General features: G+C 66.4%; 17 protein-coding genes. 12 read left to right on the top strand and 5 right to left on the bottom strand.

What is annotated here, in order from left to right; genetic code table 11:
- The first annotated feature begins 42 nt into the window (after positions 1 to 42).
- Entirely contained in the window at positions 43 to 2,112 is a 2,070-nt protein-coding gene (gene scpA / locus BN13_RS15905; RefSeq protein WP_235434086.1) for a methylmalonyl-CoA mutase, read from the top strand.
- Between the two features lie 8 nt (positions 2,113 to 2,120).
- On the top strand, positions 2,121 to 3,119 hold the full coding sequence (gene meaB, locus BN13_RS15900; RefSeq protein WP_048548167.1) for a methylmalonyl Co-A mutase-associated GTPase MeaB: 999 nt from the start codon (positions 2,121 to 2,123) through the stop codon (positions 3,117 to 3,119).
- On the opposite strand, the gene BN13_RS15895 is transcribed toward meaB, so the two are convergent.
- The 3 genes from BN13_RS15895 to BN13_RS15885 are packed head-to-tail and all read right to left on the bottom strand — an operon-like array spanning position 3,120 to position 5,459.
- Positions 3,120 to 3,530: a type II toxin-antitoxin system VapC family toxin gene (locus BN13_RS15895; RefSeq protein ID WP_048548166.1), complete on the bottom strand. Its 411-nt coding sequence runs from the start codon at positions 3,528 to 3,530 to the stop codon at positions 3,120 to 3,122.
- Entirely contained in the window at positions 3,531 to 3,806 is a 276-nt protein-coding gene (locus BN13_RS15890) for a hypothetical protein (protein WP_157038635.1), read from the bottom strand.
- 48 nt (positions 3,807 to 3,854) lie between these two features.
- Positions 3,855 to 5,459, bottom strand: coding sequence for a PucR family transcriptional regulator (locus BN13_RS15885; protein WP_048548164.1), 1,605 nt, complete (start codon positions 5,457 to 5,459; stop codon positions 3,855 to 3,857).
- Positions 5,460 to 5,578: 119 nt separating this feature from the next.
- On the opposite strand from BN13_RS15885, the gene BN13_RS15880 reads away from it, so the two are divergent.
- Complete coding sequence (locus BN13_RS15880; protein ID WP_048548163.1) at positions 5,579 to 6,835, top strand: NAD(P)/FAD-dependent oxidoreductase; 1,257 nt, start codon at positions 5,579 to 5,581, stop codon at positions 6,833 to 6,835.
- A 128-nt stretch (positions 6,836 to 6,963) separates the two neighbouring features.
- A complete protein-coding gene (locus BN13_RS15875) occupies positions 6,964 to 8,673 on the top strand; it encodes an ABC-F family ATP-binding cassette domain-containing protein (protein WP_048548162.1) in 1,710 nt (569 codons plus the stop codon).
- An 89-nt stretch (positions 8,674 to 8,762) separates the two neighbouring features.
- On the opposite strand, the gene BN13_RS15870 is transcribed toward BN13_RS15875, so the two are convergent.
- Both BN13_RS15870 and BN13_RS15865 read right to left on the bottom strand, forming a co-directional pair.
- Positions 8,763 to 8,999: a hypothetical protein gene (locus BN13_RS15870; RefSeq protein ID WP_048548161.1), complete on the bottom strand. Its 237-nt coding sequence runs from the start codon at positions 8,997 to 8,999 to the stop codon at positions 8,763 to 8,765.
- 130 nt (positions 9,000 to 9,129) lie between these two features.
- A complete protein-coding gene (locus tag BN13_RS15865) occupies positions 9,130 to 12,192 on the bottom strand; it encodes an AfsR/SARP family transcriptional regulator (protein WP_235434085.1) in 3,063 nt (1,020 codons plus the stop codon).
- A 262-nt stretch (positions 12,193 to 12,454) separates the two neighbouring features.
- Here BN13_RS15865 and BN13_RS15860 point away from each other — a divergent pair, with 262 nt between their 5' ends.
- The 8 genes from BN13_RS15860 to BN13_RS15825 all read left to right on the top strand — a co-directional run.
- Positions 12,455 to 13,705 carry an amidohydrolase gene (locus tag BN13_RS15860; RefSeq protein ID WP_162199979.1) on the top strand — a complete coding sequence of 417 codons (1,251 nt, stop codon included), beginning with the start codon at positions 12,455 to 12,457 and terminating at the stop codon, positions 13,703 to 13,705.
- The gene (locus BN13_RS15855) at positions 13,702 to 14,787 is read left to right on the top strand and encodes an LLM class flavin-dependent oxidoreductase (protein WP_048548158.1); all 1,086 of its coding nucleotides are present in this window, start codon (positions 13,702 to 13,704) and stop codon (positions 14,785 to 14,787) included. Before BN13_RS15860 ends, BN13_RS15855 begins: the two co-directional genes overlap by 4 nt.
- A gap of 38 nt (positions 14,788 to 14,825) precedes the next feature.
- A complete protein-coding gene (locus BN13_RS15850; RefSeq protein ID WP_048548157.1) occupies positions 14,826 to 15,251 on the top strand; it encodes a nitroreductase/quinone reductase family protein in 426 nt (141 codons plus the stop codon).
- Positions 15,248 to 17,035 (top strand): AfsR/SARP family transcriptional regulator, encoded by a 1,788-nt coding sequence (locus BN13_RS15845; protein ID WP_048548156.1) that lies wholly within the window; start codon positions 15,248 to 15,250, stop codon positions 17,033 to 17,035. The genes BN13_RS15850 and BN13_RS15845 overlap by 4 nt, the downstream gene beginning before the upstream one ends.
- Positions 17,032 to 19,212, top strand: a complete 2,181-nt coding sequence (locus tag BN13_RS15840) for a TOMM precursor leader peptide-binding protein (RefSeq protein WP_048548155.1) — start codon at positions 17,032 to 17,034, stop codon at positions 19,210 to 19,212. The genes BN13_RS15845 and BN13_RS15840 overlap by 4 nt, the downstream gene beginning before the upstream one ends.
- Before the next feature lie 38 nt (positions 19,213 to 19,250).
- Positions 19,251 to 21,116 carry a TOMM precursor leader peptide-binding protein gene (locus BN13_RS15835; RefSeq protein WP_084733817.1) on the top strand — a complete coding sequence of 622 codons (1,866 nt, stop codon included), beginning with the start codon at positions 19,251 to 19,253 and terminating at the stop codon, positions 21,114 to 21,116.
- Positions 21,079 to 22,665 (top strand): nitroreductase family protein, encoded by a 1,587-nt coding sequence (locus BN13_RS15830; protein ID WP_201329105.1) that lies wholly within the window; start codon positions 21,079 to 21,081, stop codon positions 22,663 to 22,665. The genes BN13_RS15835 and BN13_RS15830 overlap by 38 nt, the downstream gene beginning before the upstream one ends.
- 15 nt (positions 22,666 to 22,680) lie before the next feature.
- Positions 22,681 to 25,256, top strand: a 2,576-nt coding sequence (locus BN13_RS15825) for a lantibiotic dehydratase (protein ID WP_048548153.1), incomplete at its 3' end; no start/stop codon positions are given.

Below are 25,256 nucleotides of genomic sequence, written 5' to 3'. Positions count from 1 at the left end.
GCCGTTGGGGGGGACTCGGGGGGCGGAGCCCCCCTAGCGTGGATGACTCCCGAGGGTATCGAGGTCCCGCCGCTGTACACCGAGGCCGACCTTGCCGGACTCGACTTCCTCGACACCATCCCGGGGGCGCCGCCCTTCCTGCGCGGGCCATATCCGACGATGTACGTCAACCAGCCCTGGACGATCCGGCAGTATGCCGGCTTCTCCACCGCCGAGGAGTCCAACGCCTTCTATCGCCGCAACCTCGCGGCCGGGCAGAAGGGCTTGTCGGTCGCCTTCGACCTGGCCACGCACCGCGGCTACGACTCCGATCACCCTCGCGTTGCCGGAGATGTCGGAATGGCCGGCGTGGCAATCGACTCGATCTATGACATGCGCACTCTCTTCAGCGGCATCCCGCTGGACCAGATGTCGGTCTCCATGACCATGAATGGCGCGGTCATCCCGATCCTCGCGCTGTATGTCGTTGCGGCAGAAGAGCAAGGCGTCGCACCCGAGCAACTCACCGGGACCATCCAGAACGACATCCTCAAAGAGTTCATGGTCCGCAACACCTACATCTATCCGCCCGAGCCGTCGATGCGGATCATCAGCGACATCTTCGCGTTCACCTCCGAGAAGATGCCGCGCTTCAACTCGATCTCCATCTCCGGCTATCACATGCAGGAGGCGGGGGCGACCCAGGACTTGGAGTTGGCCTACACGCTCGCCGATGGCGTCGAGTACATCCGGGCCGGCAAGGCGGTCGGGCTGGATGTCGACAAGTTCGCGCCACGGCTGTCCTTCTTCTGGGCGATCGGCATGAACTTCTTCATGGAGGTCGCCAAGATGCGCGCGGCCCGCCTGCTCTGGGCGCGGCTGGTGCAGGAGCAAGGCGCCACGAACCCGAAGTCGCTCTCGCTGCGCACCCACTCCCAAACCTCCGGCTGGTCGCTCACCGCCCAAGACGTCTTCAACAACGTCGTGCGCACGGGCATCGAAGCCATGGCGAGCACGCAGGGGCACACGCAGTCACTGCATACCAATGCCCTCGACGAAGCCATCGCTCTCCCAACGGATTTCAGCGCGCGTATCGCGCGCAACACCCAACTCGTCATCCAGCAGGAGTCGGGCACCACGCGCACCATCGACCCGTGGGCGGGTTCGGCGTATGTCGAGAAGCTCACCCACGATCTCGCCCGGCGCGCGTGGGAGCACATCGAGGAGGTCGAAGCGGCCGGCGGGATGGCCAAGGCCATTGAGGCCGGCATCCCGAAGATGCGCATTGAGGAAGCCGCCGCGCGCACCCAAGCGCGCATCGACTCCGGCCATCAGCCGGTCATCGGCGTGAACACCTATGTCGTGGAGGACGACGAAGCGATCGACGTGCTCAAGGTCGACAACGCGGCCGTCCGAGCGCAGCAGTTAGCGAAACTGGAGCGACTGCGCGGCGAGCGGGACGAAGCAGCAACCCAGGAGGCGCTCGCGAAACTCACTGCGGCAGCGCGCAATTCCGATGGCACGCTCGCGACGAACCTGCTTGCGCTCGCGATCGATGCTGCCCGTGCCAAGGCCACCGTCGGCGAGATGTCGTCGGCGATGGAAGACGTCTTCGGTCGCTACACCGCGCAGATCCGTACGATCGGGGGCGTGTATTCCGCAGAGGCCGGCGACGACCAGGGCGTCAAGGAAGCCCAGCGGCTCGTCGAGGAATTCGAGGAAGCCGAGGGTCGTCGCCCGCGCATCCTCGTGGCCAAGATGGGCCAGGACGGCCACGACCGCGGTCAGAAGGTCATCGCGACCGCCTTCGCCGATCTCGGCTTCGATGTCGATGTGGGCCCGCTCTTCCAGACGCCCGAGGAGGTCGCCCGGCAGGCCGTCGAAGCGGATGTGCACATCGTCGGCGTCTCGTCGCTCGCCGCCGGTCACCTGACGCTCGTCCCGGCCCTGCGCCAGGAGCTGGACAAGCTCGGGCGCGAGGACTTGATGATCGTCGTCGGTGGCGTCATCCCGAGCCAGGACTTCGCCGAGTTGCGCGCTGCCGGGGCTGATGCGATCTATCCGCCCGGCACCGTCATCGCGCGCGCGGCGCAAGACCTGATCGCCGACCTGCGCCGCCGACTGGAAGCCTGAGTTCGACTGTGCGGCAGGTCGATCCGGCCGACCTGGCCGCATGTGTCGTGGCTCACTCGCGCGCCGACATCGCGCGCGCGATCACGCTCGTCGAATCCTCGCGAGCAGATCATCGGGCACAGGCGAGCGAGCTGATCACGGCGCTCACTCCGCATACGGGCGGCTCGGTGCGGGTGGGAATTACGGGCGTGCCCGGCGCGGGAAAGTCCACTTTTATCAATACGATGGGAACGCGCCTGATCGAGCGCGGGCATCGGGTCGGAGTCGTGGCCGTCGACCCGTCCTCGCGGCGCACCGGCGGGTCGATCCTCGGCGACCGGACCCGGATGGCCGATCTGACCGCGAGCGAGGCCGCGTTCGTCCGGCCGTCGCCGAGCGGTCGTCACCTCGGCGGCGTCGCGCGCGCGACGCGTGAGTCGATGCTGATCCTGGAGGCGGCGGGCTTCGACGTCATCATCGTCGAGACCGTCGGGGTCGGACAGAACGAGATCGCCGTCTCCGAAATGGTCGACACCTTCCTGCTGTTGACCCTCGCCGGTGCCGGAGATCAGTTGCAGGGCATCAAGCGCGGCATCCTCGAACTCGCAGATGTCATCGCGGTCAACAAGGCCGATGGGGATGGTGAGGGCCGAGCGCGTGTCGCCGCCCGTGACTTGGCGGCGGCTATGCGATTGATGTTGCCGGGCAAGGATGTTCGCCGCCCACCCGTGCTGACCTGCTCTGCCCAAACGCACATCGGCTTGGACGAGGTTTGGCAAGCTGTCCTCGACCACCGCGCCCACCTCGAAGCAGAGGGCTCGCTCGCCGCTCGCCGCGCCCAGCAGCAGCAGGACTGGATGTGGGCGATGGTGGACGCGCACCTGGAGGATGCCGTGCGGCATACGCCCTCGGTCCGGACGCATCGCGACCAACTGGAAGCGGCCGTCCGCGCGGGCGAGCTCTCCGCCGTCGAGGCGGCCGACCGCATCCTCGCGATGTATGCCGCGGACCTCCGCGCCGGCCCCTGATTAGGCGCTCACGTCGGCAGGGTCCATCCGGCGCAGGCCCGGGATGTCAACGAAGCGGCGGTCGGTCGTCACGAGGGTGTCGAACCCCGCGATCAGTGCCGTCGCAGCTATAAACGCGTCGCGCCCCCGCGCCCCATAGTCCCGAATCAAGCCAAGGCCGGTCTCCAAGACCTCGTCGTCCATCGGGTGCACGACGCAGAGCGCGCGCACTGCTTGCGTTTGTGCAACAGCCAAGTCGACACCCTGGAGTCGGAGCCGATGGAAAACGATCTCTTGAATGCACTCGGCTCCGGTGTGGAGAGACAACTCGCCCTCGCCCGCTCGATCGAGCAGGCGCGCGCAGGCCGGTCGCGACTCGGAGGGGAGGCCGAGGGCGGTGAGGAAGACCGGGCTGTCGAGAAAGAGGTGCACTCAGGCCTCCAGGCGTCGCAGCATTTCTGCTTCCTGGATCGCCAACATCTCCTCCCAGGTCTCGGGCGAACCGTGGCCCTTATCCGCCGACGCGAGGAGAAAGCGCGCGGCGTCCCGTCGACGCACCTGGGCCCGAGTTTCGTCGAAGTGCAGGTCGATCGCGGTCCGCACGATGTCGGCCACGGAACGTCCAGTGCGCTCCGCTTCCGCCGTGAGTTTGTCGTAGCGAGCCTGGTCGATCATCAGGTGCAACCTCTTCTCCAGTGGGCTCAACATGCTTGCAAGCATTGCACTTGCGCAAGTGCATGCACAAGACCATGACAGTTAGTTAGCGCGGAGGGCGAGTCGCAGCGCGAGGCGGATCTCGGGGTCGGCGAGGTCGACAGCAAGCAGCGGAGCGATCCGGTCCATCCGATAGCGGATCGTGTTGACGTGCACGCCGAGAGCCTCCGCGGCGCGGCGGGGGGAGCCGGGGTGGTCGAGCCAGGCCGAGAGCGTATGCCGATCGCTCGCCTCCGTCGTGGGATCGCCGGCGAGGGCCGCGAGTGGACCCGGGAGCGAGTCGGCGACCAGCGCGCGCACCGCGCGCGACACGACCAGCGGAGCCCAATAGTCCTCTGCCACAGCAATTGTGGTTCCGTGGACGCTCGGCAATAGCGCTGTCTCCACGGCCTCGGCGCGGGAGCGAGTGAGGTCGCCCGCGAGATCGGCGCGCGTGCCCGCGACGATCGCCACGCGGCTCCCGTGTGCGTGAAACTCCGCGACCGCCGACTGTAGCCAGGCCCAGGTGCCCGGCCGGCTCGGGCGGGGGCGCGGCGCCGAGCTGGAGGACGTCCACGCACCGGATAGGCGGTCGGTGTCGGTGACGATCGCGAAAACTCGGTCTGCGATAGCGACGATCGCCGGCTGCGCCCACCCGCGGCGGCGGAGCGCGGCCGTCCACAGATCGACCGATGCCGCGTGGCCGACAGCAGGTGCGGCCGGCGAATCATCGGGCTCGCCGCCGAGTTCCGTTGCCGCGGTGGGTGATCCAAGCAGGGCCACGACTCGCCACGGACCGGCGGCAAGCCACGCGCCGGCCTCGGCGCCCGGATCCAGGAGAGCCTGCCGGAGTCGATCCAGCCACACGCGCCGTGTCAGATCGCTCTGCACGCGCAGGTCGAGCAGGTGCAAGGCGACCGCCGAGGCCATCGTCACGAGATCGGCGACCACGCGCGCTTCCGGGGGCGCGGACACTGCGCACCAGATCGAGCCCAGCCACTCACCGCCCGCCCGCACTGGCAGGACGAACCGGGCGCCGAGATCGGGAGTGGCGCCGGCCGGGAGGAAGAAGGGGTCGGCGGAGATCGTCATCCGCCGGAAGACCCCACGAGCGCGCAGCTCGCGCACGACAGCGGGTGGCACCCGCCGACCAACGATCGTCGAGACCCGGGCCGCGTCCGTGCCCACCGACCGCGACGAATAGGCGAGAACCCGGTGGTGGGCATCCTCGATGGTGACCGAGGCGTCGATCAGCCCGGCCGCAGCGTCGGCCAGGGCATAGAGATCGTCACCCTTCGGGCGCGGATCGCCGGTGGCGGCTCGGTCCAGCAGGTCGCGCAGTTGGTGGATCAGGTGAGCCCAACTTGCGTTGGGAGACAACGCAATCAGCGCCAGTCCGCGGGAGCGAGCAGCGTCGGCGAGCGGGTCGGCGTACGCCAGCGGGGCCCGGACGACGACGGCCGGCACGCCGCGATCGGCGAGTCGTTCGATGGCCGGGAGGGCGCGCTTTAGTGAGTCGAGGCCGATGCCGAGAATGAGGTCACCCGGCCCGCCGATGTGTTCACGAGCCGATTCCTGGACGACGACCTCGTCCACGCTGCTTGCCCCACCGACCACCACGTCTACTTGGCCTCGCAGGGCAGCGACGAGATCGTTGACCGGGATCATCGCGAAATTCTAGTCTGTGCGCACAATCAGGAACACTAGTTTTAGATGCAGGGCACAAGACCTGGAAGATCAGTGTGCGGGACGATTGGAATCCCAGCCGTAACGCCCCGGAGGTCTCCATGCCCGCAACGCCCGCTCGTCCGCAGAAGGTCGCCATCATCGGCGCCGGCATGGTTGGCCTCTCGACCGCCTGGTTCCTGCAGGAGCAGGGCATCAATGTGACGGTTTTCGACCGCCAGGACGTGGCATCGGGTTCCTCGTGGGGCAATGCCGGCTGGCTGACGCCGGGCATCGCGACGCCATTGCCCGAGCCCGCCGTGCTCAAGTACGGCCTGCGCGCCGTCCTCAGCCCGTCCTCGCCGGTCTATGTCCCGCCGAGCGCCGACAAATTCTTCCTCCGCTTCGTCGCCGGCTTCACCAAGCGATCGACGATGCCGGCGTGGAAGAAGGCCATGTCCTCCCTCGTGCCGATCAACGATCGTGCGCTCGGCGCTTTCGACTTCCTTAAGGCCGGCGGCGTCGACGCCGAGACCTACGAGGCGAAGTCATTCATCGCGGCATACCGCACCGAGGAGGAGCGGGTCACGCTCCTCGACGAGCTGAAGCACATCAAGGCGGCGGGCCAGGACATCACCTTCGACGTCCTCACCGGAGACGAGGCGCGCGCGATCGAACCGGCGCTCTCCGGCGAGATCGGGGCGGCGCTGCTGCTGCACGGCCAGCGCTATATCAACCCCGGTGTGTATGTCCGTGCGCTCGCCGACTCGGTCGTCGCTCGCGGCGCGCGGCTCGAGATCGCGACGCCGGTGCGGTGGATCGACGACGGTCCCGGGGGCATGTCGGTCACCACCGAGCGTGGTGAGACAGAGCAGTATGACGCTGTCGTCATCGCCACCGGCGCCTGGCTGACGTCCATGGCCCGACAGTTCGGGGTCAAGAAGGTCGTGCAGGCCGGCCGTGGCTACAGCTTCAGCGTCACCATCGACCACGTGCCGAATGGCCCGGTCTACTTCCCAGCCGCTCGCGTCGCGTGCACGCCGATCGGCGACCGCCTGCGCGTCGCCGGGATGATGGAGTTCCGCAAGCCCGAGGCGCCGCTCGACCGCCGCCGCGTCAAGGCCATCGTCGACTCCGCCCGCCCGCTGCTCGCCGGCGCCGACCTCGACAACCGCAAGGACGAGTGGGTCGGTTCGCGCCCGTGCACCCCGGACGGTCTGCCGCTGATCGGTGTCTCGAACAACCCGCGCGTCTTCGTCGCCGGCGGCCACGGTATGTGGGGCATCACCCTTGGCCCGGTGACCGGCGAGTTGCTCGCGCAGCAGATCGCGACCGGCATGGTCCCGCAGGAACTCCTGCCCTTCTCACCCACCCGCTGACGCCGAGCGCGTTGGTGGGAAGTTTGCTGTCGCCCTGGCAGCCAGCAAACTCCCCCACGGTGCCGGCCCCGCGGCGGGTGGATTACGCGGTTGAGCCGGGCTCGCCGGGTGGGGGATGATTCCCGGTTGTGGGACATGTCGACATCTCGGGCGTGGAGTACGGCCTGCCGGACGGGCGGCCACTGCTGCGCGATGTCAACCTACGCATCGGCGAGGGCAGCAAGACAGCGCTCATCGGGCCGAATGGGACGGGCAAGACCACGCTGATCCGCATCATCGCCGGTGACCTCAAGGCTGACGACGGCGCGGTGGTGCGCTCGGGCGGGCTCGGCATCATGCGCCAATTCATCGGCCAACTGCGCGATGAGTCGACGGTCCGCGACCTGCTGCTCACGGCCGCCGCCGACCCGATCCGCAAGGCGGCCGCCGAGATTGATCGCACCGAGTTGCTCATGATGGAGCGCGACGAAGAGGCCGACCAGATGGCCTACGCGCAGGCGCTCGTCGATTGGGGCGATGTCGGGGGATATGACATCGAGACGCTGTGGGACGAGTGCACGATGCCCGCCCTGGGTATGCCGTTCGAGCAGGCTCAGTGGCGCAAAGTCACTACCCTCTCGGGCGGCGAGCAAAAGCGGCTCGTTCTCGAAGCCCTGCTCCGCGGCCCGGAGGACGTGCTCATCCTGGACGAGCCCGACAACTATCTCGACGTCCCCGGCAAGCGCTGGCTCGAAGACAGCCTGCGCGCGTCGCCCAAGACGGTCCTCTTCATCAGCCACGACCGCGAACTCCTGTCGCGCGCGGCCACCCGCATCGCCACCCTGGAACCCAACTCCGCCGGCGCCACGATCTGGGTCCATCCTGGCTCGTTCACGACCTATGACCAGGCCCGCCAGGAACGCAACGAACGTCTCGAAGAGCTGCTGCGCCGCTGGGACGAGGAGCACGAGAAGCTCAAGGATCTCGTGCAGATGTACAAGGTCAAGGCCGCCTACAACGACGGCCTCGCCTCCCGCTATCAGGCCGCCAAGACACGCCTCGCGAAGTTCGAGGACGCTGGCCCGCCCGAGCGAATCCCGTTGCGGCAGAACGTGCGTATGCGGCTCACCGGCGGTCGCACCGCCAAGCGGGCCGTCGTGTGCGAGGGGCTTGAGCTCCAAGTCACCGGCGCCGGCGGGGCAGCGCAGCAGCTGATGAAGCCCTTCGACGCCGAGCTGTGGTTCGGCGAGCGGATCGCGGTCCTCGGCTCCAATGGCTCCGGCAAATCCCACTTCCTGCGGCTGCTCGCCGCCGGCGGCAGCGATCCCGATCTTGAGCACCGTCCGGTCGGGGAGTTCGCGCCGACCCCGGTGGTGCACAACGGGATTGCCCGACTGGGCTCGCGCGTGCGCCCGGGCTGGTTCGCTCAGACACACGACCATACGACCCTGCACGGCCGCAGCTTGCTGGAGATCCTGCACCGCGGCGACGAGCACCGCGCCGGCAAGCCGCGGGAGGAGGCGGCCAAGGCGCTGGACCGCTATGGCCTGGCGATGGCGGGGGAGCGGACCTTCGAGATGCTGTCCGGTGGACAGCAGGCCCGCTTCCAGATTCTGCTGCTGGAACTCTCCGGCGCGACCCTGCTGCTGCTCGATGAGCCGACCGACAACCTCGACCTGCACTCAGCCGAGGCGCTGGAGGATGCGCTGGACGCCTTCGAGGGGACCGTCGTCGCCGTCACCCACGACCGCTGGTTCGCCCGCGGCTTCGACCGCTTCTTCGTCTTCGGCTCCGACGGCCGGGTCTATGAGTCGGCCGAGCCCGTGTGGGACGAGACCCGCGTGGTCCGCCAGAGATGATTAACCACCACGGGAATGGGCCTGGGATCACCAGTGATCCCAGGCCCAAGTTGTGACTGCGTTCCCGAGCTAACGGGATCCGCCGCAGGTCATTCCGTCACGGGGTCGACGCGGTGACAGCCCGCCGGGATGACTTCGGTGACGGGGTCAACGCGGCATCCGCCTGCAAGGATGACCTCGGTCACCGGGTCAATCTTGACGGAGTGCGCCGCACTTGGGTGCTCGGTGACGGGGTCGACGTGGTGGCCCCCGGACAGCGCCGGAGCGCCGAAAGCAGCCGCGAAGGCAAGGGCGGTGGCGGCGAGGGTCTTGGTGAAGCTGTTCATCGGATTTCCTTCCACGACAACGGGCTGCTGATGAAGGAAAGGGAACTAGTCGCCGCTCCTGGCGCAATGCCGGTCCGGTCCCGTTTAGTTCCCTACTGCGAAGTAGCCGAAAACGTCCAGGTCAAGAAGGCTAGTCAGGGCCGAAACGCCACACCGGCGACCCCCCGATCCGCTGACATTCCTCGTTGGCCCGTGCCGCGAAGTCCGACCCGATATCGGCGTCCCCCAACGCCGCCGTCGCTTCGGCAAGGCCGCGAAGTGCCATCGCCGCCTCGAAGGGTTGGTTACCCGACGTCGCATGCTGTAGCGCCCGCGCATGCCGCGCACGGGCAGCGGTCAGATTCCCGCCGGCGGCGTCGGCGAGGGCCAAAAGGTTCTCAAGTTGGGCACGACGAACTGCCGGAACGGCCTCGATTGCACTCTCAGCGGCAGCCATCGCCGCGACCATCCCAGGGCCGTCCTGCTGTCGCGCAGCGGTCCATGCCACATGGGCATCTACCAATGCGAGTCGGTCGGAACCGGCGGTGAGTTCGTATGCCGCACGCGCTCCGTCTAATAGGTCCCTCGCCTCACTCAGGTCTCCCCGCGCCTCTGCTACCGAGGCAAGGTGCAATTTGCTGAGCCCCGCGTTGAAGGCACTGTCATCCAGGTTCAAGGATTCTGCTGCGGCGGACGCGGCCCTGTGGAGGTCACCTCGACGCAGATAGCCAGAGGACAGGCTGTTGAGGGCGGAGGCGCGCTCGCGGTCCTGGCCGGCCAACAGTGTTTCCAGGGCGCGTTCTAGGTCGGCACACCCTTCGGCCAACAGTCCAGTGTCGATCCGGAATGCTCCGAGCCGCGCCAAGACGGCCGCCTGGCCCTGGCGATCCTTGATCGCTTCGGCGAGTTTCTCTGCGGCGCGCAACGCCTCGATGGCGGCGTCGAGCTCGCCGCCACGCCACTGGAACAATGCCAAGTTGCTGAGACTCAAGCGCTCCAATTCGCGATCGCGGGCCGCTCGCGCAACGCGCACCGCAATCTCGCCCACCTCCTGCCCGGTGCTGACGAGACCGGCCTCTAGCAAGTGAACGGCATAATCGCGCGCCAAGTGGGCTATGACGATGGGGTCCTCCGTGCCTTCGGCGCGCAAGATGACAGCCCGGAGCAAGGGGTGGTGATCGCTGAACCAGCGTCGCGCCTGCGCCGGTGTTATCACGCGGGAGAGTGGGACGCCCGACAAGTCAGGAGCCGAGCCGAGAGTCCTTCTGCCGGGCGCCAGCACCCCCGCGGCCCGGGACGCGCCGGCGCCGAGATAGCGCAAGAGGGCGCTTCCGCGTGCCGCCACCACGGCATCCGATAGTGGCTCGGTCTGGCGGCGCACGAAAGTCCGCAGATGCCCATGCATGTCGTATGCCGCGCCGTCGCGCGCGTCGAGAAGGTGGGAATCCTCAAGGTCACCGAGTACCGCGGCGGCGCGACCTGGGGGGAGGTCGAGCCATGCCGCAGCGGCTCCCCGCGGGACCGGGATTCCCACCCACGGGAAACGCGCGAACTCACTCAATGCGCGAAGGTGTTCCGCGTCCAGTTCCTCGATTGCAAGGTGGAAAGTGTTCTCGAGGCTCCGGCCGCCCACAGACAGGTCATCAAGACTGCTGCCCTCTTCCGCCAGCCGATCACACAAGGTTTCCAAGGATTCGTGCTCACGTCGGCGCAGGTGGGTGGTGATCAGTTGCAATGCGAGGGGGAAACCACCAGTGAGGTGGGCAAGCGTCACCGCCGCTTCTGACTCCCGCTCGATCCGCTGAGGATTGACGCTGCGACGCAACAGTTCTAGGCAAGCCTCGGGAGTTAAGGGGCCCACGCGTATTCCGTGGCTACCCGAGACTTCCGGCAACCTACTGTGAGCAGTGGCTAGCGTCAGCGAGGTCGGTCCCGAAAGGATCAATGGCTCAAGTGCGGCGCCATTCGGCACATCGTCGACGACGAGCAACATTGATCGACGGGCGGTGAGCATGCGCCAGCGGTCGATTTTGGCCCGCAACGAGGTTGGGATCTCCTCGGGGGACTGGCCCAGCGCGTGGAAAAGTTGCTCAAGCGCGGAGTCGAGCCCGGTTTCTCCGGGCTGAGTCACATGGGCGCGGAGGTCGACATACAGCTGGCCATCGGGGAATAACTCGGCCATCTCGTGGGCGATATGAATGGCCAACGCGGAGGTCCCCATGCCCCCGAGTCCATGGAGGACAACGATTCTCGCCGTGGAGTCAACCTCGTTGTTCATGAGGGCCCGCACCTGCGCCAGCTCGTGCTCGCGACCAACGACAGAGCCCGAGCGTCGCGGCAAGGTGGTCGGTCCGAAGGGATCGTCCAAGTGATGGCGCTGCGTCGCCTGGTCCACTAACGCCGTAACCGGAAGCGTGGCCTCAAGAGGCATCTCCGGCCTTTCGGCGACGCCGGAAGGGCGCATCGCCGCCTCGTCATTGGCGAGTACAGCGGCATAGATCGCGCGCAAGCCGGGGCTTGGGTCCACGCCTAGTTCTTCTGCGAGAAGTCGGCGGACGGAGTCGTACTCGCGCAGCGCCTCCGCCTGCCGGCCAGCGAGATAGAGCGCCCGGATCAACTGCCCGCGCAGCCCCTCGACAAGCGGCTCTCGTTGGGCAAGGTCGACCAAGCTGGACACGACCTCGGCGGCGGGCTCCAGCGCCAAGCGGAGTTCCATGCAGTCCTCGGCGGCCCTTAGCCATCGGGAGTGGACGAGCTGGGATAGCGCCTCAATGACGTCACCTCCTTCGCCCGCGAGCAGAGGGGACCAGAGGTGAAGGGCCTCCGCATACACCCGTGAGGCATCGCGGGGACTTGAGATGCGAGCTCGTTGTGCCGCTGCGAGGAGGGCATCGAAGCGGGCCAGATCAACGTCCGCCCGAGATGCCTCTAGTCGGTAGCCCGGTCCGTCGGTCACGATGAGCTGAGCGCCATCGGGGAGTCGGCGACGTAAATCCGCCACGATCTTGCGGATTTGGTGTCCGGCCGTGGCGGGTGCTTCGCCATCCCAGGTCGCCGCAATCAGCCGACTCAGCGGGACAACGCGATCCGCTTCGGCCAAGAGGACAGTCAGCGCCCGGACAGACTGTTTGCCGCCAACATGGAGCCGACGCCCCCCGGCCCAGGCCTCAAAAGAACCCAAGATCTTGAACTGGGCCACGGCGCCGTCGGCCAAGTGCACTACCACAGGAGTGCCGCGTTGCTCGCGCCCGATCACTGTGCCCCCGTGCCCTCATCGCCCCTGACGATCCCGTTTCTAAGGGATTACGGGCATCGGCGCAACCGGAGGCCCATCCAGTGATCAGCCACAGACCCGCTGACCTGCGCAAATGGCAGGTATTCAGCGGGGGATCGAACCGGGAACGCATCGGGAGGACTGGAAGGCAACCTCATCCCTGTCAGCAAAGAGCCGGCGTGAATCGCCCCAGGAGGAAATGGTGTTGATCTCGGTGGAGAGCCACGAAGCGCAGAAGGGTCGGCAGCGGCTCCGCGCCCTGGTCGACTTCTATCTCGGCGTGCACTCTGCTCCCGAGATCGCCGGCCAGGAAGTTAACACGGCGGCAGAGTTCGCCCGCGCCTTGCGTGAGACCGGTCTTGATGTCACTGAGCACGTAGGCGGTCACGGTGTCGTCGGGGTGCTGGCCAATGGTCCTGGACCGATAGTCCTCATTCGTGCCGAGCTCGATGCGCTCCCATTGGCCGAGCGCACGGGGCTGAGCTACGCCAGCGGCATACCCGGGGTGATGCACGCCTGTGGTCATGATTTGCATCTCGCCGCGGCTTTGGGCTCGGCCCAGGAGCTTGCGTGGAGCCCGGAGACCTGGGGCGGCACCCTTGTTGTCGTCGGCCAGCCGGCGGAGGAGCGGCTGACCGGAGCAGAGGCGATGCTGGCCGACGGTCTTTTCACCCGCTTCCCCACGCCCGCCGTTGCGCTCGCCCAGCACGTAGCGCCACTGCCTGTTGGCGTCATCGCCCACGGTAGCGCGCTCACCCTGGCCAGTGCGCAAGTCCGAGTTGACTTGGAGGGCGAGAGTGCGCATGCGGCTCTTGCCCCGTGGTCAACCAACATGGTCGCCACCATCGGACAGGTGAGCTCGCTCTGGCAAGAAGTTGCGGCCCGGTATGGCGCGTTGGCCACGATGACTGCCGTCACAGCTGGATCGGCGGCCAACGTTGAAGCACAGACCGCCGAGCTGCTCGGAAGTGCGCGGGCGCGCAGTCTGACGGTGGTTGACGATGTCATTGACAGCACGCGTGCGAGCTTGGCTTCGCTGAGTTCTGCCCGGGCCACCCTCACGGTGACCGGTGCCGCCGAGGCCGTCGCTGTCGACCCAGAACTAGCCGCCGATCTCCTCTCTGAGCATGCGCGAATTTTCGGCCCGACCCGCGTGTGGAGTCGCTACGCCACGAACGCGGCCGACGACTTCAGCGCCCTGGGACGAGAGTTGCGCTCCGGGAAGCGGGTCCGGCTCGGCTACTGGATGTTCGGCGCCGTCGACCATGACGTATGGCGCGCCGCAGGCGAGCGGACCGGCGCCGCCGATGCTCCGGCTATCCCCGGCAATCACTCGGATCTCTTTGCCCCTCAGCTCAATTCGATAGCCACAGCAGTGGTGGCCTTGACCTCCGCTGCTCGTTCTCAACTCGCCGCGCGAACCCTGCGCCCGATGGAAGGAAGCACGTCATGAAGTTCGGAATCTCCCTCCTGCCCGACTGCGGACCGCAGAATCGTTCAGCCACGGACTACTACCGTGACGTCCTCGCGCTGAGCCGCAACGCCGACGAACTGGGCTACGACTACGTCAAGATGACCGAGCATTACATCGGCACCTACGGCGGCTACTGCCCGAGCCCGCTCAACTTTCTCAGCGCCGTGGCGACGGTCACATCGCAGATTCGGTTGATGACCGGGTGCATGTTGCCGGCCTTTCACCACCCGATCCAGATCGCAGCGCATACGGCCATGGTCGATGTCATCAGCGGCGGGCGCCTGGATTGCGGCTTCGCCCGCGCCTGGCTGCCTTACGAATTCGAGGCGTTTGGCGTCGCGATGGATGACAGCAGGGCAGTTTTCGAAGAGACGATCGAGGCGGTAGTGCGGCTCTGGACTGAGCCGGCGGTCACTGCCCATACCGACTTCTTCTCCTTTGCCGGTGTGACCAGCACCCCTGCTCCCGTCCAGGCACCGCACCCGCCAGTTTGGGGAGCCGCGATCCGCAGTCCCGAAAGCTTTGAATGGTTGGCCCGCAAGGGATTTGGCCTGCTGGTGTCACCGCCACCCCTGCGGCGCGACCTGTGGGCTACCCGGGAACTCATCGAGACCTACAAGCGCACCTACATCGAGACCCACGGATCACTGGCGGGATCGCGGATCTCGATCGCCATTCCGCTGTATGTGGCGCGCACAACCCAGCAGGCACGTGAAGTCGCTTTGCCGGCGATAAAGGAATACCTCGACGTCACCGCCGACGCGGCGACGGCGTGGAGTGGCGTGTCCTCCAGCAACTATGCCGGCTACGAGAACATGAGGAAGGCGTTCGAAGCGATCACGCCTGAGCTCTTGGCTGCAGACGCGGCTGCGGTCGTGGGCTCGCCCGCCCAAGTGCTCGACCAGGTCGGGACACTTGCGGAGTTCCTCAGCGTCGACACCTTTTTGTGGAATGTCGACTACGGCGGCCAGGACCTCACGTCCATGGCTTCCAGCGTCGAACTTTTCGCTGAGGCCGTGGCGCCGATGCTGCGCGATGCAAGCGATGAGGCGGTGGCCTGATGGCCGGGCTTGCGTTCCCACCAAGGCCTCGGGGGGAGGTGGCCGAGCTACTCGATCCGGCGATCCTGCGCTTATCGAAGTATGCCGAAGTGAAGACCATCGGACGGCGATCGGGTTTGGCCCGGTGCACAACCGTGTGTTTCGCCTGGAGTGATGGGGCAATCTACGTCCTGGCTCATCGAGGTAGCGATGGACGACCCGGCCAATGGTTGCGCAATGTCTGCGCTGCCGGTTCCGCGGTGGTGTCCATCGGCGGCCTGGATCTCAATGTCACCGTCGATACGGCGCAGGACGAGCACCTCGCGCGGGCTCTCGTGATCGGTCTGTTGCGCCACAAGTACGGCGGGCACGCGGTCACGTCCTGGCACCCGAGCACGGGCGCCGTACCTGTCCGATTGGTCGTCGACCGCGTGGCGGAAGCCCCCAAGGATGCTGTCGCACTGGCGGAATCGGGCACGTCATGAGACTCCTCGTGCTGGGTCAACTGAGCGTTGAAGGGCCGGGTGGTCCCGTCGAGTTGCGGTCGTCGAAGCTCAACTCGATCCTCGCTGCGCTCTTGCTGCGGGTCGGGCAAACGGCCTCGCCTCAGTACCTTGAGCGCGCGGTCTGGGATCTCGACGCGCCCGACGGTTCGCGTGCGGCACTGCATAGCTCGATCCTGCGACTCCGCCGGCTCTTTGCCGAGCATGGGTTGCCGAGTGACGTGATCGTCACGACGCCGCACGGTTACCGGTTGCCCGCCGGATCAGAGGTCCTGGACTTGGTCACTTTCCGCGCTGCGGTTACCGAAGCGGAGCAGGCGACTTGCCCGATCGAGCGACGCGATGCGCTGCGCCGGGCGCTGGCGCAATGGCAGACACCGCCGACGAGTGCTGCACCGCTGCTCAATGTGCCCTCAGAGCATCTGCGACGCGACGTCATTCCGATGCTCATCGAGGAATGGGCTCAGGCCGCGGAACGCTGCTACGCCGCGGAGCTGCAACTCGGCAATGCCCGCGGCATCATCGGTGAACTACGCGCTGCCACATCGGGTTTCCCCACGCACGAGGGGTTCTCTGCGCAGCTGGCGGAGGCGTTGTGTCTGGCGGAACGCCAGCACGAAGCCCTGGCTGAGATCCGCCGGATTCGGGCCCTGCTACGCGAAGACCTCGGCTTGGCTCCGGGGGAGCCGCTGCGCCAGCTTGAGGTCGACATCTTGCGCGGGGAGCTCCCCGACAGGGCACCCATCCTCAGTTTGGTGCCAACAGTCACGACCCGCGAGTCGTCCTTGGACACCGATTGCCCCGCCGTCCGACGTCTGCGGGATCGGTCGCGCGGCCAGTCGACGTTAACCGGTCGGGCCGTGGAACTCTCGGCGCTGACGAGGGTTCTCGGTGAGTTTTCTGCAGCAGGTGGCATCGTCTCGGTCACCGGCGCGCCCGGTGTCGGCAAGTCGGCACTCGCCGCGGCGGCTACCTCGGCCTGGGCACACGACACCGGTCGCGCAACGTCCTTCCGATGCGATTGCCACAGCCCGTCTGCCCTACCTGACGACGCGGGAGCTGGCGAGGGTGGGTTGCTTGTGGTGGAGAATGCCGGCCCGCTGGCAGCGGAGCAGTATGCCGCGGCCGCCGAGTCGGGCGCGGCCGTGCTCCTGATCAGCCGGTACTCCCAGATGGCGACTCCCCTTGGGACGAGCGCATGGGAACTGCGGCTGGGCCCGCTGTCCGATGTAGCCGGCGGCGCCCTCGCCGCGGCTCTTGGAGGAACGGCGGGACTGGCAACCGACGACGGTCTGTGTCGGCTGGCTCGCCTCTGTGGTGGCTTTCCCGGAGCCATCGCCCTCGCGGCGGCCCGGCTTCGCCTCTCCCGTGACCGTGACCTGGACAGCTTCCTGGGCTGGCTGGAGCAGGACCCCGTACGTCGGCTGTCGATGAGCCGCGATCCGCGAACGTCTCTGGGGCTGGCTTTCGAGGAGCATCTCGCCACCATCCACCCCGCCAGTTCGGCAGCGTTCTACACCCTCGCCGGTCATACGAGCGACACCTTCGATGTCTCCACGGCCGCAACAGTCCTCGGCACGTCCGAGTTCGAGGCTGAAATCGCACTGGAGGAACTCGTCGCGGCCTGCCTTCTCGATGTCGACAGTTGCGGCATCTACGCGGTCCTCGCCCTTCCCCGAGCAGTCGCCGTGAGCCGCGCTCGCGGCCCGGCGCGCCAACCCGAAACCAAGTCCCTCATTCCCACCGCTGACAGGAGACGAGCATGAGCACCACCCAGACCGAAGCCACTTTGGACACACGTCCGACCGTGAAACAAGATGTAATCTTTGCCCGGACCGGATCCGGGGTGATCTTCCACAACGCATCCACGGGCTTCCAGCTTGCCGGTGCCTCGGCATACGACTTTGCCCGCAAGGTGATCCCGCACCTAGATGGGCGCACGCGGGTCCTGGAAATCCGGGACGCGCTGCCGCAGCAGCACCAACAGACCTTCTTGACCCTGGTCGACTCGTTGACCCGCTACGGGTTCGTGCGGACCGAGGAGCCCGGGGACAACGAGGTGTGTCTCAGCGCTGCCGAGGAGGCTCACTTCGAGGCGCAGATCAACTACATCGCCCACTATCAAGGCGGCGCCCGTCGTCGTTTCCACCAGGTCCGCACTGCGCGGGTGGTGGTGTTGGGCAGCGACGAGACGGCTCGTTGGGTCGTTCTCGGATTGCTGCGCAATGGCTTTGCCAATATCGGGGCCGAGGCCGAGTTGCTGGACCCCGACACCTCCGGCGGGGCGATTCGCGACGAGCTTTCCGAACTCGCTTCCGGGGGAGTGCCCGCGTCGGTCACCAGTGTGGACGCCTCGAGCCTGAACTGGTCAGCGATCGGTGCTTGCCAAGCCGTGGTCGTGTGCGGTGATGGGTCCGCGACGCGAAGCTCGGTCTTGCTCAAGGCGGGGATTCCGGCCGGCGTCAGCCTCCTCAGCGCCACCCGCGTCGGCGAGCGGGTCATCGTCGGGCCACTCATGTCGATGTCGGTGCCGGGCTGCCTGACTTGTGCTCTGCTGCGGCTCGGTGCCAACGACTCGCCTGAGCGGCTGGCTGACTGTGTCGAACTGTGGACAGGGATCTCGGGAGCGACCTTGCCGGGAATCGAGCGGCGGGGGAGTCGACCCGTGGCCGCCATGTTGGGAAACCTGCTTGCCTACGAGATCTTCCGCCAGGTAAGCGACCTCATGCCTCCCGAGAGCAAGGGGGCCGTCATCGTCCAACACCTCGGCTCGGCAGACGTGAGCACCGAGCCACTGGTGGCCCATCCCCGGTGCGCGCGGTGCGCCCAACTGCTCCCGCCGACCGAAGGTGAACTCTATGGTGTGATCCCGGAGATCGAGCCCAGGGTTGAGGCCGCCAGTGATGAAAGTGAGGAGCCGAACGAGCAGAACCGACCGAATCGGTTCCAGGCCATCTTCGGACCCAATGTCGGTTTGCTTGCCCAGTTCGACGACGCCGCGGACGAACAGCTCCCCGTACGGGTGGGTCGGGTCATCGTCGGCATCGCCCCCGGGGACCGACGCCGGGTGACGGGCTTCGATGTGCATACGACCTTCGCTGCCAGGACCCGCGCGGTGTGTGCGGCAACGGCGGCGTACGCCCTCGCGATGGGAATCGCCCCGACGGCGGACCCCGAGGACCCGGCGATCCCGATCGTCGGTGCCGGCCGCTTTGATATCTCCGTTCTGGAGCGTCCCGTGCCACCCCGGGACTGGGTGCGCGCCGTAACCTTCCTTGGGCGCAGCGATATCGCCATCCCGGCAGCGGCGGCATTCAGCACTGGACCGCGCAATCAAGACGGGCTCTTCCACCGCAGCGGAGCCGGGGTGGCGGCCGCCCCATCCTTGGCCCAGGCGGTCGGTTCTGCCGTCGTTTCGGCACTCGCCTTGGGCGCCCTCATGCATCGCATCTCCGATCAGGGGACGCGGCTGGTCGACCAGGTCAGCGTGATGGCAGACGACCAGCTCGCCTACCTGCGCTCCTCGGCAGTCAACCTCGGCGCCGACCTGGATCTTCTCGACCTTGGCGCCGACATCGGGGTGAGCGTTGTGCTGGCCCGGGCGGTGGGAGCCACGGGGGAGCCATTGTGGTCGTTGGGCTCGGGCCTCAATTGGCGTCAGGCTGCCACGGACGCGCTGTGTCAGACGATCGGCCAATTGCAGACAGGCCAGGGGAACGACAGTGGTGTCCCGACCCTGGCGGCCTTCCACCCATGGTCCCTGGTCCCGGCCGACACCATCGCAGCACCCTTGGCCAAGGCAACGACATTCGATCAGCTCCGCGGCGACCTTCGCGTGGCCGGTCGCGACCTCGCCCTGGTCGACATCGGCGGCGCGGACCTCGCCCAAGGCGGCATTCGCGTCGTGCGGGCACTCGGTTTTCACGGCGGCGACCACCGATGACCAGCCACCAGAACCCCGCCTCGAGAGGGGAGGAAGTCATGACGGCACAGATGATGTCGACGCCCTTGTGGGCAGCGAATGCGGCAGGGCTGGAGGCCTTGCTGCGGGCACGGTCCGCCGGTACGGCGGACATTCGAGTCCACGTCCTTGGCAGCCGTGATGAGCTTTCGGCCGATCCGCAGGCGTTCGACGGCGGCCGCATCGTCCACGTGTCCGGCAGCACGGTGATCGTCGGGCCGGCGTCGGGGCCAGGCTCGTGCCCACAATGTGTCGCCCGTCGGTGGCAAGCCTCCCGGCCTGCCTTGTTGCGCGAGGCAACCGAACTCGGGACGGACGTCCAGGCTGGCGACGGACCGCCGCTGCCATTCTCGGGCGTCGTCGACACGGTCGTTGCCGTCCTCGAACTCGTCGTTCCCGGTCAGGTGGCCAAGGTCGACGTGAGTTCGCTGGATGTCACCACGTATGACTTTCTCGCCGACCCTTATTGCCCCACCTGCGGGGCGAGTGACGGGGCCGAGGTCCCTGACGTCGCGGACCGCTTCGTGGGGTCCCGCAAGCGCGCTGGATACCGGTCATGTCGAGTGGAGGACTACCCTCTACCGCTGGAGGCCCTCGCAAATCCTGTCTCCGGCGTCCTCGGCCGCGGCTACTTTTCGGAACTCTCGTTGCCGTCTACCGCCGCAATCTGGGGCAGCTTCTCCACTCGCACGCCCTTCGACATGTACGAGATCTTCTGGGGCGGGCATGCCTCCAGCTATGACCGGAGTCTTCGGATCGGTCTGCTCGAAGGGCTAGAGCGGTATGCCGGCATGATCCCCCCGAGCACGACCATCCGAGCGTCGCGTGCACAGCTTGTCACGGACGGCATACGGCATCTCGATCCCCGGTCGTGCGGCCTGTATGACGAGGAGTACCACCGTCGAACCGATTGGCTCGCGCGTTACTCGGACGACTTGGTCATGCCATGGGTGCCCTCCTACTCGGTACGGGATCGGGGAACCGTTTGGCTGCCGGAGGTCACCGCGTACTACCGGACTGGGGACGACGGCAGCCGATTTGTGCAGGAGTGCTCCAACGGGTGCGCCTCAGGGGGAAATCTCACGGAAGCGACCTATTGCGGCCTCATGGAGCTGATCGAGCGGGATGCGTTCCTGCTCACGTGGTACGGCAAGGTAACCCTCCCCGAGATCGACGCCGCCACGAGCGACCGCGCCTCCACCCGGATGATGATTGATCGCCTCGCCATGTACGGCTATCGAGCGCGCTTCTTCGATGCCCGGATCAGCTTCGACATCCCTGTCGTCATCGGGGTCGCAGAGCGCATCGGTGGTGGTCTGGGAGCGATGTGCGTTGGCGGCGGGAGTGGACTCGATCCTGAAGACGCGATCGCCGGCGCGCTGGTCGAGATCTCGACCGACTCGCTGAATTTGCGTTCGCGCGTCCAACGCGATCATGACCGCCTTGCTGGCATCGCGGAGAACTTCGATCTGCTGCAGAGCATCCACGATCACCCCATCCTCTTCGGCTTGCCGCAGATGGCGCGGCACGCTGACTTTCTTCTCAGGCGCGATGACGTCCCACCACGCTCAATTGGCGAGTTGTATGGGGAGCGGCTTGGTCCCGACACCGGTGACCTGGCTGACGATCTCACGTGGTGCGTCGAGCATGTCGCCGAGGCGGGGCTGGACACCCTCGTGGTCGATCAGACGACCATCGAGCAGCGGGCCATGGGCGTTCACACAGCCTCCGTCATCGTTCCGGGCTTGTTGCCGATCGACTTCGGCTGGGGGCGCCAACGGTGCCTCGACATGCCACGCATGCGCACGGCGCTGCGGGAGGCCGGTCTGGCAACCCACGACCTCACCCGTGCTGACCTCCACCTCGTTCCCCACCCCTTCCCGTAGGAGCCTCTCGATGACTTCCACAGCTTCGACCTACCTCGATGCGGTCGTTCACCGTTCCACCAGGCGGATGGACCCGGATGGGTTTCGCATCAATTGGCGCGACGCTCCGCGCAAGGGAAAGTTTTTTCCCGGCGTGGAAGATCTCTCGCTGGACCGGATCGTGCCGCCCGACGACGGAGACATCACGGCTTTCGGGCTGGGCTCCCTGTCGCAAATGCTCAAGGACACCTATGCCGAGGGCAATCGTCGGCTGGCCATCCACTGCAACAGTGATGTTGACGACTTGCCGCGCTATGGCACCAGCAGCCACGCGCGAGGCACGGCGTCGGGTGGTGCGCGCTATCCCGTCTCCATCTATCTAGTGGCCGGGCCTGGGAGCGGACTGACACCGGGCGTCTACTACTACAACACCTACCATCACAGCCTCCAGCGGTTGTTGGTTGGAGATCAGACGGGTCGAGTCGCTGCGGCGCTCGGTCACGACACGGTCGCCAATCAGTACCTCGTGCTCGGAATCAAGTACTGGCAGAACAGTTTTAAATACCACAACTTCTGCTTCCACGCGGTGAGCATGGATATCGGAACCGTGACGCACGCCTGGCGAGAGTGGGCCGCGGAGCGTGGAATGCGGTTGGTGCCACACCTGTGGTTTGACGAGGCAGACCTTGCCGCGATGTTGTCAGTCGAGGGGGACCAGGAGGGGATTTTCGCGGTCGTCCCGCTGGGCGCGGCCATATCTCGGCCGGCGCCGTGGTCCGGGGACAGCCAGACGTTCGGTCGTGAGATCGAGCGATCTCGAACAACGCGCACCTTTCCCATGGTCGTCGATATGCAGGCCGCGACCGCCGAAGGCGGACGCGCAAGACCGACGGCAGGCGCTCTTCAGCAAGCCGCCGCACCGACGCAGCCCGCTGGTGACTTCTTTCCGCTCGAGAAGGCTGAGGCGCCAGCGTGTGGCTTTCGTGAGGCCCTCGTGCGCCGTCGGAGCAGTTTTGGCCGTTTCGTGTCTCAGCCGATGCGTCAAGCATCCTTGGCGGCACTTCTCGAAGCCGGTTTATCGGGTGGCAGCTACCCCTGCGATGCAAGCCAGGCGATGCCGATGTCGGTGATGCAGCTCTATGTCTTCGTCAACCACGTCGAGGGCATCCCACCCGGGTCCTATCTCTACGACTCGCGGCGTCGGGGGCTGATCCGTGTCGACGGTCGCGCCCCCGGCGAATTCCTCCAGAAGCACTATGCGCTGGAGAACTACAACGTCGAGCAAGCCGGCGCAGTCATTGTTCCCGCCGTGCGTGGTCATGCGGTGATCGATGCCGTGGGCGACCGCGGGTACCGGCTCACGAGCGCCGCGGTTGGTGCCGCGACGCAGGCCGTCTATCTGGCGGCGGCGACGCTCGCCGGCGTCGGTTGCGGCGCCGCTCTGGGCTTCGACAACGCGGCCTATATCGACCGGCTCGGGCTCGCCAGCAATGGCGTCGTGCCGCTGATCATGATCATGGTCGGTGCCGAGCGAGCCGCACGAGCCAACTTCCGTTCGGAAATTCTCTAAGGATCGGTGATCGCTATGACTGCACTTTTGGACGCCCGTGCGGACGCGGAAACGTGGCGCGGCGCAACGGATTTCATTCTTCGGATTGCTGGTCTCCCGATCGAGGTAGCCGACGGCCTTCGCTTCCCGGAGACAACGCGGTGGGCAGACGGGATTCTGGCCGCTGAAGCCGCCTTGGTCGCCGAAGGCGGCGATATCTGCGACGACCTGGCCACGTTGATCGGGGACCCGGCCAACGCGGAGATTCGCGGGAAGATCGTGGCGCTGCGGCGCGACATTCACAATGGGCGGTTCCCCAGGGTGGGTTCGCTGAGCATCGTTGACCACTTGCCGGGCGACGTCACCGACCGGATCCGGGGGTGGTTGGAACTCCATGCGGCCATGACCGGCTTGCTCGCTGATGGGGCGGGGATCGTCGAGCGGGAGGGCGGTGAGCGACGCGCATTCCTCAAGCAGGTTGCGCGCCATCCACGTCTGCGTGCCGGCCTCGTCCTGGGCTCACCAACCGTGGACGCGTACTTGCCGGGCTACTTGTCTTCCGGGGAGGTGCTCAACAAACGCCAGCGCCGGCTAGAACGCACCCTGCTTGATTACGTCTACCGCGTCGCATGCAAGACCAGCCCGTTCAGCTCCTTCACCGGACTCGCGCGGGGGCGGATCGACCCGGCCGCGGATGGCGGCATACACACCGGCATCGTGGACTCGACGTGGCGTTCCCACGTCCAGATCAACGTGGCCATTATCGGCCGCTTGGTCCAGTGCATCGTGGAGAGTGAGGTGGCTTTTGCCGACCTGCGCGTGGGGTTGACCCCGGGCTTCTCGCAGGAAGCGGAGCGGGTGCGTTTCGTTCGGCGCAGCGTCGCGCGCGGAGACGATTCAGCCACCGTGAGTTTCGACATGGCGACTGACAGCCTGTTCTTCCTCAAGCGACGTGAAACGCTGGGCTTCTTGGTGGAGTTGCTCGATGGTGAGCAGGCCATGCCTGCCTCTCAAGTGGTGGCTGCCCTGGCCTTTCGCACGGGCGAGGATGACGAGATTTGTCGTGAATACGTGCGGCACCTGCTCAAAATCGGACTCCTCTGGCTTCCTGAGCTCGGCGTCGACGTCTTCGCCGCTAACCCGCTAGCGGACTTCGGTCGGCAATTGCGCGCCCTCGAGCATCTGGACTGGGCGTCAGCGACGGCAGCTCAGATTGATGGCTTGGCCGGCCAGGTCCAGGCCTACGCCGCGATCGACGATCTCGACGCGCGCCGCCGCATCCTTGGCGAGCTGCGCACGGGGCTGACCGAAGTCTTTGCCGATCTGGGCCAGGAGGATGAGTCCCTGCCCGTGACCTTGCTGTTCGAGGACACGACCACGACGGAGAGCATCGTTGGTATCGCCGCCGATACCTGGGCGCGATCCGTCATCGCTCCGCTAAGCCGGATCGCCGACCTCTTGGAGTGCCTCGATGTGACTCTCCCGGCGAAGTACCTCATGCGGGGGTTCTTCTTCACTCGCTACGGTCGTGGCGGCCGGTGTGACGACGTCATCGACTTCCTGCACAACTTCGCTGAAGACATCTATGACGAGTTCGGCCGTGTGTCGATGAAGATGCCGACCTACGACGACGAGGGCCGTTTCCGCCCGCTGCAGAACTGGCTTCGGGTCTCGCAGGTCGACGACTTGAGCCAGGCACGCTCTGCGCTTGTCGAGGGCATGCATGAACTCTGGGCCGGCCACCAGGGGAGTGGGCCCGTCGAGCTGACCGACACCTTTATTGATCGTGTGGTGTCTCAGATGCCACTGCAGCGCAAGCCGGTCCGTCCGCAAGGCTTCTTCCTCCAAGTCGGTGGATCCGCAGCCGAGCCGGAAGTCGTCGTGAATCGGCCTACCGGTGGCCTGCTCTTCTCCTTCTCCCGGTTCACCAATGCCTTTGGCACCGATCTCGTCGACCGTCTCCGCACGTATGGCCGTTCCATCGCCGGCGAGGATGCCGTCCTGGCCGAAATTACCGGTGGACTCAACCGGACCAACCTCAACGTCCATCAGCCCATCGCGGATTACCACATCGTGAGTCCGGCGGAGGGGAGTTCCTTCCCTGCGGACCGACAGCTGCCGCTGGCAGACCTCTATGTCGTGCATGACCTCGACAGTGACCGGATCCAGTTGCGATCCCGGCGTTTGGGCAAGGAGGTGCTGCCGATCTATCTGGGCTATCTCATGCCGACGGCTCTTCCCGAGGTCCCGCGCAACCTTTTGCTCTTTTCGCCCGGGGGGATGGCCAGGCTCGACATCTGGGGCGGCATACCTCAGGCCGAGCCGGTTGGCGGAGTGAGTGTCCGGCCTCAGGTGCGCTATCGCAACATCGTGGTCGCCCGGCAAACCTGGAGTCTGGGCACCGACACCCTTCCGCAGCGATGCGCGGGAGAACCCGACGCGACGTGGTTCCTGAGGTGGCGACGGTGGCAAACCACCCATGGACTCCCGGATCAGGTTTTCGTCACCCTGCCCAGCAGTAGCGAGGGCAGCGGCTCGGAAGCGGACGCTATCGCCGCCGAGATTCCGGGAAGCGAAGTTGGCGCCAGCAGCGCCGAGGCGAGCGGCGGCGG

The organism is Nostocoides jenkinsii Ben 74, from assembly GCF_001046875.1.
Lineage (GTDB): Bacteria > Actinomycetota > Actinomycetes > Actinomycetales > Dermatophilaceae > Nostocoides_A > Nostocoides_A jenkinsii.
This window is presented reverse-complemented; position numbering and strand designations above follow the sequence as displayed.